Raw genomic sequence first — 11,910 nt, 5'->3', positions numbered from 1 at the left:
CTTCTTATTGAAGTTAGGCCATTTTTATTTGGGAAGGAGAGATAAATATTAAATCAAATCAAGAAAGTTTGGTGTATCTTAGCAGTACTTTTAGTAAATTGCTCAAACGCAGGTTTGGAAAAGGTCCAGAAACCTGTAATGTATTCTTAAAAGGTAATAGATTTTACGTGTATATGCGAAATTTTATTACCCCGGCTGAAGAAGTATTACTTAAACAGGACAAGTTAGAATTGGCTGTGAATTTTCGTTCTTCCATTATCCATACAGTAACGGAGGAATACTTACCGGAAGTGTCAAAGGTCTTGGGGATATCCTTTGAATATTTCTATCATGACTGGAATTATGATAAAAACACAGGAATTCTTCTGTTAGATCATACTCAATCGGACCATGAGGAGAATATAGACAGCAGTCTTGAAAAGAATCTGATTATCTTAATTGAGAATGTTGGGTCTAGTTACTATAAAAAACCTGCTTTCTTAAAAGTTGTAAAGTTCACACAAAATATTTGTGCAATTGAATCAAGAGAAGTGCTATTACCACTTGAAAAATTAGTTTATGAAAAAGGGAATGTAGAATTATTGCTCCATCAATCTTTGGAAATCAAAAAAGGATATTGGGAAAATAAAGGACAATTTGAAGTCCTCTTTAACAGGTTGATTGAGGATATGTTTATGATGTGGGATTATAAAAACAATAGAAATTATCTTGTTTTTATCTTTAATAAATTATATACAATGAATTAATTTAAAAAGCATGCTTTCGTACATACTAATTGGATATAACAGCCACTTCCAATTTAGGAAACGAAGGAGTTAAGCTTAATGATTGATTTAAAAAAGGAAGAGTATATTAGCAGCTACATAAGCAAATTGTTAAGAAAAAAATTTGGCAGGGGCCCTCGAAGCTGTCATACTACAGTATCTCAAAATTATCTTGTCACCTATATAGGTGGATTTTTATCCCCTATGGAGGATATTTTGTTACAGCGTGGCCAGAACAAGTACGTCGATCATGCAAGAAACGTCATTATTAATCACCTGCTGGATGAAATAAAAGGAGTTATACAAATAACATTTGATGTTGAAGTGGAAGAATACTACCATGATTGGAATTTTCCAAATAACTCAGGCATCTTTATTTTTGTTTTAGATACAGAAGCAGGTCAGAAAATTAAAACCGATATTGATTTCCAAAGATTAGAGTTGGAAGTAGGGAGGATCAGCTTACTAGTTGAAAAAGTACCGGATGAAATCAATACCTGTCAGATTTCGCCTGCCATCTTCCTTATTGAAAGAAGAGGCATTCTTGTTCAAATAGAAAAAGCGTTAATTGATAAAGGATTTGAAAACGAACTTAAGTTCACTAAAGATGAATTGGAGAAAAGTTACTTTCATCGATATGGCAGGTTTGAAGATATTTTTCATACTCAAGTCAAGGATATTTTTATTGACTGGAACTTTAAAGAGGATAAATCGTATATGGCTTTTATTCTACATTCCTAGGAAAGCACCCATCCACTAATTAGAGAAAGAGAGTCTTTCATGAAGAAAGACTCTCTTAGTTTTAGAAATGGTATGTTTATCGATTATTAAAATAGACAGACAGGGCATTTGAAAGGTCATCGTCTTGATGATCGACGTGAATCGAATAATGGTCACCATCAACGGAAGTGGTAAAGTCACTGAATCCTTGATTTCGTAAAAAGTCGTCAATATCTGATAGATCTTCACCTTGGGTTTTAAGTGTTTTGCGCCCAACAAAATTCCCGTTCACATAAACCTCATATTGATCTTCAGTTAATTTTACATCACTGTTTGAATCGATATCGGTATTAATAAACGGTAACATATTATTACCATTATTATTTCTATCAATCATTTAAAGCGCCTCCTTTGTTTCATATTGTTACTATTTCCTCGAAACGTGGAGGTTATGAATTATTTTTTTGAGATAACCAAAGATCCGTTAGATCATTCTTTCTCTCACTTTTTTCTGTAACGTATTCAATTGCTTCATTAATTGTTCATATTCCTCTAGTTCTATCCGACAGGATTGAATGACTTCCGCTACCCTGCTGGCAATGGTTATTTTTTCTGATAAAGCCTTCTCTTGTAAAAAGATAAAAACCTTTCTTTCATCCTCTTTCGAACGTTCTTTTTTTAGCCAGTTGTTCGCTTCCATCCGTGAAATCATAGGAGTCAATGTACCTGTGCCTAAATTTAATTTAGCACCTAATTCCTTCAATGTGACCCCATCTTCTTCCCATAGTGCTAATAAGACTAAATATTGGGGATAGGTTAATCCAAAGGGCTGAAGTACACTGGAATATAATTTATTAAATTCACTAGCTGTTTCATAAACGGCGAAACAGAGGTGGTTTTTTAATGTCATAAAGTCATCCATGCTTATCACCTAGTTACTTTAATAATTTTTCTAAGTCATTCTTTATTTTAGCGGGTTCAGTGGTTGGAGCATATCGCTCAACTACCTGGCCATTTTGGTCTACAAGGAATTTGGTGAAATTCCATTTAATATTTTTTGAAAGTAAACCCTTTTTCTGCTCTTTAAGAAAATGGAATAAAGGATCAGCGTTATCGCCATTTACATCTATTTTTGAAAACATTGGAAACGATACACCATAGTTTAGTTGACAAAACTGAGTGGTTTCATCAATATTATCGAATTCCTGATTATTAAATTGGTCGCAAGGGAAACCTAGTATTTCTAATCCTTGATCTTTGTAATTCTCATATAATTCTTGTAGCCCTTTAAATTGAGGAGTAAGACCACATTTGCTAGCTGTATTTACAATAATTAGTGGTTTGCCTTTGTAATCTTCCAGTGACTTTTCTCCGCCATTCGCCATTTTCACGTTAAAATCATATACGGATTTCATTGTATTTCCTCCTAGGGAGTGATTTTTAATATAAATCGTGTACGATTTAATCTTACGCGATTTATACTAAAAAGACAAGTGAAATATAAAAAGCAGTATCCCATACTAAATGGAATACTGCTTTAATTTAGTTTATCGAATACCTTTCATTAAGCCCTGGATTTTCGGAGCCAGTGCGAAAAGGATAATACTTAATACGATTGCTGCTCCGCCGATAACGCCGAAATAAGCCATTTCGTTCTCAGGTGTATAAAATTTAACAACTTGCGCATTTAATGCTTGGGCTGCAGCACTTGCTAAGAACCATAAACTCATGGTTTGTGCCGAGAAAGCTGCAGGTGCTAATTTTGTTGTTGCAGATAATCCTACAGGTGACATACACAATTCACCAAATACAACAATTAAATAGCTAAGAACTAGCCACATTGGGCTAACTAAAGAATCCGTACCTCCAAGGTATGCTGGGATAAGAATAACAAGGAATGACAAACCAGCAAATAATAAAGATAATGAAAACTTTTGTGGTACTGATGGCTGACGTTTTCCTAATTTAACCCATAACCCTGCAAATATAGGAGCAAATATGATAATAAATAATGGATTTAAAGATTGGAACCATGCTGGCGAAATATCAAGTCCCATCCAATCCAATTGAGTACGTTTGTCTGCATAACTTGCAAGGATGGTTGAGCCTTGTTCTTGAATGGACCAGAACATAACAGCAGCAATAAATAATGGAATATAAGCAATAATACGTGAACGTTCCACAGTTGTAGTTTTAGGACTGCGATACATAACAACAAAATAGATAGTAGGAATTAAGATTCCAAGGAACGTAACGATATTAATGAAACTAGAGAATGTTAAAATCCCCATAGGAATTAAAACAGCACATAAAACAGCTAGAACCACTACACCTAATCCAATGAAGGTAAAAGTCTTTTTCTTTTCAGCTTTTGAAAGAGGGTTTGGAACTGTAGTACCTGCAAGACCAAGGTTCTTCTTCTTTGTTAAAACAAACATGATAAGTCCAAGGAACATACCGATAGCGGCAATACCAAAACCTAAGTGGAAGCTATAGTCCATAACGCTTCCTACAATTAGTGGTGATAAGAATGCCCCCGCGTTAATTCCCATATAGAAGATGGTAAATCCAGCGTCACGACGGTCATCCGTTTCACTGTACATTTCACCAACAACAGTAGATACGTTTGGTTTCAACATACCTGTACCAAGAACGATCAATACCATGGACACAAAGAACATGGCGACACTTCCAGGTACTGCTAGGACAATATGACCGAACATAATCAGTACTCCGCCGTAGAATACCGCTTTAGATGTACCGAATATCCTGTCAGCTAACCACCCTCCGATGATACCGGACATATAAACGAGTGACCCGTAAATGGACATAATGGATAGAGCTAAGTTTTCATCTAATCCTAATCCGCCTTTAGAGACCTCATAGTACATATAGTAGACTAGGATGGCTCTCATTCCGTAGTAAGAGAAACGCTCCCAGAATTCTGTAAAGAAAAGAGTGAATAATCCTTTTGGATGTCCGAAGAATCCTTTTTGGGGGACACTATCCACAATTTTCTGCCTATTATAATTCGACATAATTCTACCTCCCTTTATTATATTATAATACTTTTGATTGTTTTCAATTGTCAAAAACTATTTTTGATAAATAATATTAAGATAGTTACAAATATTGATATGACAACATATATAAAGGTAGGTAGACAAAAAAGAAAGTTTTTTTGAAATAATAATTATATTTAGACTAAATTGAGTATTTTAAATTTAAACAACTAATATTTAATAATATTTGTTTGAAAAATGGTATCGCTTACACTTGTTTTTTATTGATTAAATGGTATTATTGACTTAATAGTAAATAGTGATCACATGTTACTGATACATTTCAGGCATGGTGGTAAAGTAAAAGACGGCAATTTCTGCCCTTTTATTGTACCCCCATGCCTTTTTTTTATTTTTTTTGTAAAGGGGTAATTCATATGGTATTTAGTTTTTTAAAAAAAGGAAAGTTAAAGGTATATGCACCTGTTAATGGATACATCATACCGCTAGAGGAGGTTCCGGATCCTGTATTCAGCCAAAAGATGATGGGGGAAGGGATTGCCATGGTTCCTAGTGGAGGAACTATTCATTCTCCTGTTAATGGAACTGTCATTTTAATTGCAGCTACAAAGCACGCTATTGGAATTCGTGCCGATGATGGAACAGAAATCCTGATCCATGTTGGGTTGGAGACTGTCGCGTTGAATGGAAAAGGTTTTAGATTAACCATTAACCAGGGAGATAAAATTTCTATTGGGCAAAAACTAATGGAGGTTGATTGGGAATATATTGATAAACATGCCAAAAGCATCGTAACGCCAATTGTGATTACGAACAGCCAAGATGGAAAAAAGCAATATACACTTACGGAAGAAAAGACTGCGGTACAAGGTAAAACGGTAATTATCACAGAGTCCTAAAGTACGTTTCATTTAAAGGGGGTGGTTGACTTCAACAGTAGAAATCTGTGTAAGAATGTTGGGTAGTAATTCGTAGCTCAATTTGCTTACGGTCTAAAATAAAGGAATTCCATGCTGCAAAGAACTTATTTTTTATTTTATTGTTGAATTACTAAGCTGGAATGAATCCTTAAGACTATGTAAAGAGAATTGAGGCAAATTAGTTATTGTTTATTAAATAGATAGGAGGAATAAAAAATGATGAAATATCTTCAAAGACTAGGCCGTTCTTTAATGCTGCCAGTTGCAGTGTTACCTGCTGCAGCCATATTAATGGGTATCGGGTATTGGATTGACCCTTCAGGCTGGGGTGCTGGAAGCCCAGTAGCAGCTTTCTTAATTAAAGCAGGCGGTTCCATTATTGATAATATGGCTATCCTTTTTGCTGTAGGTGTAGCACTTGGTATGTCTAAAGACAAAGATGGTTCAGCAGCGCTCAGTGGTCTGGTTGCATATCTAGTTATTACAACTGTATTATCAACAGGGTCTGTAGCATTGCTTCAAGGTGTTGATCCAGAAGAAGTAAACGCAGCCTTTGGAAAAATCGGAACTCAATTTACCGGTATCCTCTCAGGTATTATTGCTGCCATTATGTATAATCGTTTCAGTCATGTAAAATTGCCAGATGCGTTATCCTTCTTTAGTGGGAAACGACTCGTTCCGATTATGACATCCGTAGCGATGTTAGCAGTATCATTGGTTATGTTCTTTGTATGGCCGGTAGTATTCTCAGGTTTAGTTTCTTTTGGTAAAGGTATTAGTGATTTGGGTGCAATTGGAGCAGGGATATACGGATTCTTCAACCGTTTATTAATTCCAATCGGATTACACCATGCCTTGAACTCTGTATTCTGGTTTGACGTAGCAGGAATTAATGATATCGGTAATTTCTGGTCTAGTAAGGGTGAACAGGGTATTACAGGCAGGTATCAGGCTGGTTTCTTCCCAGTTATGATGTTTGGTTTACCAGCAGCTGCATTAGCCATGTATCATACAGCTAAAACCTCCAAGAAAAAACAAGTGGCTGCGTTAATGCTGGCAGCCGGTGTTGCATCTTTCTTCACTGGGGTTACAGAACCGCTTGAATTTGCGTTTATGTTTGCTGCACCAGTACTTTATGTAACTCACGCAGTATTAACGGGTATTTCATTAGCTGTTGCGGCTATGTTCCAGTGGACTGCAGGATTTGGCTTTAGCGCAGGGTTGGTTGACTTTGTGTTAAGTTTAAGAATTCCAATCGCCAATCAACCATATATGTTACTCGTACAAGGTCTCGTGTTTGCGGTAATTTACTATTTCTTATTCCGTTTTATCATTACTAAGTTCAACTTAAATACTCCAGGTCGTGAAGAAGATATTGATGAAGAGAACAATGAAGATCAAGCAGGAGGCGGCAATAAATTTGCTGCGATGGCTGCAAAGATTTATGAAGGTTTAGGCGGCGACGCAAACGTAACATCTGTTGATAATTGTGTAACACGTTTACGATTAGAAGTGAAGGATATGAGTGCTGTAGATCAGAAGAAAATTAAATCTACTGGTGTACCGGGAATTAACGTTGTAGGTAAAAATAGCATTCAAGTTATTGTTGGTACCAACGTACAATTCGTAGCAGATGAAATCATGAAAATCCGTAAGGAAAAGTAAAACAACCTAAATAATTAAAAATCGGATGACCAATTGCAAAGCGTTGGTCATTCTTTTTTATGGCTCATATTGAGTCCATGATGACCGAAATCATAGGAAAATCGACAAAGTGGTAACCATGTAGTTCATGATGACCGAAATCATAGGAATATCAAAGAAGCGATAACCTTGAGAGGCTATAAGTACCGTATTTAAAAGGAAATTGAAAATGTGGTCAATTATTGAAGTCTATAAGTGTCCGCAATTCAAGAAAAGTCTAAAAAGTGGTCACTTATGAAGGCTATAAATGCCCGTAATCCAAGGAAAATCGAAAAAGTGGTCACTTATGAGGGCTGTAAGTGCCCGTAATTCAAGGAAAATCGAAAAAGTGGTCACTTATGAAGGCTATAAGTGCCCCTAATCAAAGGAAAATCGAAAAAGTGGTAACCATGAAGCGTTAAAAGAACATAAATCGGGGAACTTCTCTCCCTATGAGGCTAGTTTAGCATAGCTAAATTGGGAAAACCGCTTGGACAAATGGTCCAAGCGGTTTTTTATCGATTTCTAATTCTTTCGATATGAATGGTGATATATCCAAGTTCTTGTTCAGGGAGTTGAATACCATGGTTTTTTGCAAGGAACTTGGCTACTTTTTGTGAAATAGTGTAGGAATTAGTGAACTTTTTCTTTAACATCGCAAGCATTTCATCATCCATTATTGGCTGTGATTTATCATTGAGCCTGGATAAAGTAAATCTCAGATGTGTCATTAATCGCTGATATGATAGGTCATCTTCTTCGATAGATATATGAAGTGAATCTTTAATGGTTTGAATCATTTCTCCGATAATGGCTGTTTGTCTTAGGGTTTGTTTCATATCACTACTTTGGGGCTTTGAGGTATGAATGTGAAGAGCAATATAAGCAGCTTCATCCACTGGCATCTTTACATTTGTCTTTTTTTCAATAAGTCTAATCGCCCATATGCCGATATCAAATTCCTTTTTGTAAAGAATTTTGATTTCGTCAAATAGTTTATTTTTTAGATGAATTCCTTCAGTTGCTCGTTCAATGGCAAAAGACAAGTGATCGGTGAGACCAATGTGAATATGTTCGTTTAATTTTAGCCCAAGACATTCTTCTGCATAAGAGATGATCTCCTCTGAAATAGAGAAGTGTTCTTCAGGAATCTGTTGAAGTAGCTGTTGAAATTTCTCGTTTTCCTTCATAACAAACAGCTTTTCAATTTTACCTGGATTTATGATGTCATTCTTCCTCTTTTGGAAGGCAATTCCTGCTCCGATTGCTATTTTTTCTTCATTGTTATCTGAAACGACAACTGCATTGTTATTAAGGATCTTTTTTATCTTCACTTGCACCACAGCTCCTTGTTACACCATTACTTCCATCTTACAGGTTAATAGGAAATGGGTCTAGATTAAAAAAACAAAGCTATACAATTCCATATAAAGCAGGTAAAATTAAAGATGCAGAACCAATTAATCCAATAAGAAAGGTGGGAATTAATTGTCTAATAAGATCACTTCAATACCAAGACCTCTTGTGAAAACAAACCAATGGGTAATTGTTATTAGTGCCGTTTTAACACTATTTTTCGCTGAAGGATGGTTTTTAATCGTTCCATTACTTGCAGGGATTTCAGGCATTGTTTTTAAATATAATCCAGTTATGAGTATTGCAAAGCTTTTTCTAAAGAAAAAACCAGAAGAGTATATCCCAGAGGACTGGGAGCAGCAGCAATTTAATCAAAAAATCGCTGTCTTTTGTTTAGGGGCGGGGTTCATTAGTTTTCTCCTTGGCTGGAACACAGTGGGATATGTGTTCACAATTATGGTTGCTATCGCAGCTTTTGTTGCAATCCTCGGATTTTGTATTGGCTGTTTTATTCACTATCAATGGAAAATGTATCAATATAGGAAAGCAAACTAACGATAAAAAGACTGATGCGGACAGCATCAGTCTTTTCTTTATCTATAGGACAGCTTTTGCTTTTAGTGAACGCTTTTGCCAAGTAAAGGTAATGAATAAGGTAATGATTAAGAGAACAAATCCTAAAATGAACGGATAGGTAATCTTTACATCATAAAGTAATCCAGCAAGTGTTGGCCCAATTACGTTACCAATACTCATATAAGCATTATTCATTCCCATTGCAAAACCTTGTTCGTTACCTGCGAGCTTAGATATCAATGTATTCAACACAGGGCGAAGAATAGAGGTTGATAAGAAAATAAACAGTGATATTACAAAGAAAAATGCATAACTGGAGGCGAACAGTGATAAAAGAAATCCAACTGCTGCTACAGCAATAAATACATTCAATACGGAGCGTTCTCCGTATCGATTCACAATCTTATCAACAACAAAGAGCTGAACGATAACACTGACCACTCCCGTTGCCGTAACCATTATCGCGATATCTTTTGCGGATGATTGAAATTGGTTGTCAAGGTATAAACCAATAACCGATTCATACGCGATTAATCCAAAACTCATTACAAGCGTAATAACTAAAGGAATGAAATAAGGCATTGTAACGGATCGAGCGATTTTGCGCGCCATGGACTCATCCGGCAGCATATCTGTTAACTCCCCACTTGGAGTTGTTTTGCTCTCTTTTAATAGAAGAACTGAAAACAATACAGAAACAAGAGATACAAGTGCTGAAATTAAAATAGGAAACTTTAAACCAAATTCTGCTAAGAATCCACCGATTCCTGGGCCCACAACAATACCTAATGACATGGCAGCAGAAACCAAACTGTTGCCTTTTGCTCTTTGGTCAATCGTTGTAATGTCCGCTATATAAGCAAAAATTGCTGGTACAAGCATTGCGCAGCCAATTCCGCCAACCGCACGGGAGGCATAAAGTACCCAGATTGAGTTGGAAGCGTAAAAAATAAACATGGATAAGGTCAGACCTGCTAGTCCGTATATAATCATCTTTCTGCGACCATATTGATCTGTCCATTTCCCTGCGATCGGAGAAAAGATGAACTGAGCTCCGGCAAAGATGGCAATGAATAGTCCTGCAGCAGTTCCGCCTTGATTAATTGACTCCAAATAGGCAGGTAAAATAGGAATGATGATACCAAAACTCCCAATTGCAATAAACATGTTAATCATCAACATGGTAATTTTTTTCCGTTGATCTCCAGACATCATTAAGCCACCTTTCTTATAAAGGGTTACACATATATTCGCAGTGCAAACCTTTTTCACTGCTATCTATCTTATATAGGTGGACAGGCATTTGTCAAAGAGAAAGATTATTAAGTAAATACATGCTTACGTTTTATTTTTTGACAATTCTGTACAAACTATTTCTATAATTTGGTATATTTATCTAAGAGCAGTTTATAATCTCGTAACAGTAGAGGAGTGAGTAGTATGACGGGGACGATTGCGGTTATTATGGTATTCTCAATTCCAATCATTGCTATTTTGACAACACATTTTCAAAAGCAGAATAAATTAAAATATAAAATGATTCAAGGGGAACTTGAACTAGAAAAACTAAAACATCAGAATTATTTAATCGAAACGGAAAAAATGAGGCTCGAACTTGAGCATATGAAACTAGAGGAGCCGCAAGACAAAATTAAATTAGGTTAAGCTCTCATAAGGTAACCCAATAAAAAATAGGTTCTATCCCATAGATAGGACCTATTCTTTATCTGGTCGGTTTGTAGTCTGGATTTATCTTCGTTAGTGTCTCTTTATCACATATAACAAAAAGCTGGGCATCCTCCGGAATGGGCTCGTCGAGTTTTTGATTAATATGAAGGTCCCCGCGGTCTGCAACGAGTGTTGCACCTTTATTAAGTAAATCCTTAAAGGCATCCCGATATGTTTTCCATTCTTTTTGTTTTGATATTTCATACATAGCTTCTTCATACTGACTGCTCATTAACTCAGAATACATATTGGTTACCCCATGCGAAAATAAGGAACGGACAGCAGCGTGTGAAATCATTTCTTGTGTTGGAATAAATTCATCCACCTTTACTCGCTGGAATAACCGGATATGCTTTTGATAGACGACCTCAGCAGTAACATGAATAGGCGTGTTTAGCTTCTCTTCAATGGATGTAATGGCTGTTGCAATCAACAAAGTCTTTCCGTCGACTAGAAGCGGATCTTTCGTTGCATATTTGTCTTGAGTAATTTGGTCCGCAAAGATAATAACCCCTTTGGCCTCTGGTAAATTTGCTTGGTAAAGTGTTTCCTCATCCGTTGCGTCACCGCGAACATAATACAACTGTTTCTCAACCATTGGTGCATTCTCTAGTTCATCAATGATGACAATATCAATCGATTTATCCGATTTTAGAATTTCTTTGATGGCTAGCTGAGATTTATCACTCCATCCAATTAAAATGATATGATTTTTACCCGTATATTTCATCTTTCCACCAACTTTGAGTTTATCTAACACATGAACGATTTTTAACATTTTTCCAATAAAGACACTGACAAGCCCGATGCCCGTAATATAAAGAACAATCGTGAATGCTTGACCTTGCTGGGTGACAGGAGCATAGTCTCCAAATCCAACGGTGGCAAGTGTGGTCAGTACCCAGTAAATGGCAGTAAGATAGGTATCAAATGTCTGTGGTTCAATGTACAAGGCAATATAGGCAGCAAATAAAACATACAAGGTGAATAGTGGAAAAAAGATTCTGTTACGCAGTTTGGTTAGGTAGTATAGTAACTTTTTAAAGGGCATTCCCATCGTATCTCCTAACTCTAGAGTCCTGACTAAACTTATTTTCCCTAAAAAGGCTAGAAAATAACCAGGATTGGTTTTATAGATAA

At 36.2% G+C, this 11,910-nt stretch carries 13 protein-coding genes; 6 read left to right on the top strand and 7 right to left on the bottom strand.

The window, feature by feature from the left end; genetic code table 11:
* Positions 1-71 precede the first annotated feature (71 nt).
* On the top strand, positions 72-746 hold the full coding sequence (locus tag QUG14_RS16235; protein ID WP_289341558.1) for a Na-translocating system protein MpsC family protein: 675 nt from the start codon (positions 72-74) through the stop codon (positions 744-746).
* Between the two features lie 78 nt (positions 747-824).
* Complete coding sequence (locus tag QUG14_RS16230; protein ID WP_289341557.1) at positions 825-1,505, top strand: Na-translocating system protein MpsC family protein; 681 nt, start codon at positions 825-827, stop codon at positions 1,503-1,505.
* A gap of 76 nt (positions 1,506-1,581) precedes the next feature.
* Here the strand turns inward: QUG14_RS16230 and QUG14_RS16225 are convergent, their stop codons facing one another.
* From QUG14_RS16225 to QUG14_RS16210, 4 genes are all read right to left on the bottom strand, one after another.
* Positions 1,582-1,881, bottom strand: coding sequence for a hypothetical protein (locus tag QUG14_RS16225; RefSeq protein ID WP_289341556.1), 300 nt, complete (start codon positions 1,879-1,881; stop codon positions 1,582-1,584).
* An 87-nt stretch (positions 1,882-1,968) separates the two neighbouring features.
* Positions 1,969-2,406: a MarR family winged helix-turn-helix transcriptional regulator gene (locus QUG14_RS16220; RefSeq protein ID WP_289341555.1), complete on the bottom strand. Its 438-nt coding sequence runs from the start codon at positions 2,404-2,406 to the stop codon at positions 1,969-1,971.
* A 13-nt stretch (positions 2,407-2,419) separates the two neighbouring features.
* Positions 2,420-2,899 (bottom strand): glutathione peroxidase, encoded by a 480-nt coding sequence (locus QUG14_RS16215; protein ID WP_289341554.1) that lies wholly within the window; start codon positions 2,897-2,899, stop codon positions 2,420-2,422.
* 132 nt (positions 2,900-3,031) lie between these two features.
* Positions 3,032-4,522 carry a peptide MFS transporter gene (locus tag QUG14_RS16210; RefSeq protein WP_289341553.1) on the bottom strand — a complete coding sequence of 497 codons (1,491 nt, stop codon included), beginning with the start codon at positions 4,520-4,522 and terminating at the stop codon, positions 3,032-3,034.
* Positions 4,523-4,923: 401 nt separating this feature from the next.
* On the opposite strand from QUG14_RS16210, the gene QUG14_RS16205 reads away from it, so the two are divergent.
* A complete protein-coding gene (locus tag QUG14_RS16205; RefSeq protein WP_289341552.1) occupies positions 4,924-5,406 on the top strand; it encodes a PTS sugar transporter subunit IIA in 483 nt (160 codons plus the stop codon).
* Positions 5,407-5,643: 237 nt separating this feature from the next.
* Entirely contained in the window at positions 5,644-7,092 is a 1,449-nt protein-coding gene (nagE, locus tag QUG14_RS16200) for an N-acetylglucosamine-specific PTS transporter subunit IIBC (protein ID WP_289341551.1), read from the top strand.
* Positions 7,093-7,625: 533 nt separating this feature from the next.
* Here the strand turns inward: nagE and QUG14_RS16195 are convergent.
* Positions 7,626-8,444, bottom strand: coding sequence for a PRD domain-containing protein (locus QUG14_RS16195; protein ID WP_289341550.1), 819 nt, complete (start codon positions 8,442-8,444; stop codon positions 7,626-7,628).
* Between the two features lie 154 nt (positions 8,445-8,598).
* Between QUG14_RS16195 and QUG14_RS16190 the strand changes: the two genes are divergently transcribed.
* A complete protein-coding gene (locus QUG14_RS16190) occupies positions 8,599-9,021 on the top strand; it encodes a DUF4395 domain-containing protein (protein WP_289341549.1) in 423 nt (140 codons plus the stop codon).
* Positions 9,022-9,063: 42 nt separating this feature from the next.
* On the opposite strand, the gene QUG14_RS16185 is transcribed toward QUG14_RS16190, so the two are convergent.
* A complete protein-coding gene (locus QUG14_RS16185) occupies positions 9,064-10,254 on the bottom strand; it encodes an MFS transporter (RefSeq protein WP_289341548.1) in 1,191 nt (396 codons plus the stop codon).
* Positions 10,255-10,482: 228 nt separating this feature from the next.
* On the opposite strand from QUG14_RS16185, the gene QUG14_RS16180 reads away from it, so the two are divergent.
* Positions 10,483-10,707, top strand: a complete 225-nt coding sequence (locus tag QUG14_RS16180) for a hypothetical protein (RefSeq protein WP_289341547.1) — start codon at positions 10,483-10,485, stop codon at positions 10,705-10,707.
* A gap of 58 nt (positions 10,708-10,765) precedes the next feature.
* Here QUG14_RS16180 and QUG14_RS16175 read toward each other — a convergent pair whose 3' ends face one another.
* Positions 10,766-11,863, bottom strand: coding sequence for a potassium channel family protein (locus tag QUG14_RS16175; RefSeq protein ID WP_483310808.1), 1,098 nt, complete (start codon positions 11,861-11,863; stop codon positions 10,766-10,768).
* Positions 11,864-11,910: the final 47 nt, after the last annotated feature.

This window comes from Neobacillus sp. CF12, from assembly GCF_030348765.1.
GTDB lineage: Bacteria > Bacillota > Bacilli > Bacillales > Cytobacillaceae > Neobacillus.
Note: the sequence above shows the minus strand (reverse complement) of the source record. Positions and strands in the feature narration are given on the sequence as shown.

Excerpts from the sequence above, each read along its gene's own strand:
- QUG14_RS16230 (WP_289341557.1), top strand. The coding sequence starts at position 825 with ATGATTGATTTAAAAAAGGAAGAGTATATTAGCAGCTACATAAGCAAA.
- QUG14_RS16225 (WP_289341556.1), bottom strand. The coding sequence starts at position 1,881 with ATGATTGATAGAAATAATAATGGTAATAATATGTTACCGTTTATTAAT.
- QUG14_RS16220 (WP_289341555.1), bottom strand. The coding sequence starts at position 2,406 with ATGGATGACTTTATGACATTAAAAAACCACCTCTGTTTCGCCGTTTAT.
- QUG14_RS16215 (WP_289341554.1), bottom strand. The coding sequence starts at position 2,899 with ATGAAATCCGTATATGATTTTAACGTGAAAATGGCGAATGGCGGAGAA.
- QUG14_RS16210 (WP_289341553.1), bottom strand. The coding sequence starts at position 4,522 with ATGTCGAATTATAATAGGCAGAAAATTGTGGATAGTGTCCCCCAAAAA.
- QUG14_RS16205 (WP_289341552.1), top strand. The coding sequence starts at position 4,924 with ATGGTATTTAGTTTTTTAAAAAAAGGAAAGTTAAAGGTATATGCACCT.
- nagE (WP_289341551.1), top strand. The coding sequence starts at position 5,644 with ATGATGAAATATCTTCAAAGACTAGGCCGTTCTTTAATGCTGCCAGTT.
- QUG14_RS16185 (WP_289341548.1), bottom strand. The coding sequence starts at position 10,254 with ATGTCTGGAGATCAACGGAAAAAAATTACCATGTTGATGATTAACATG.
- QUG14_RS16180 (WP_289341547.1), top strand. The coding sequence starts at position 10,483 with ATGACGGGGACGATTGCGGTTATTATGGTATTCTCAATTCCAATCATT.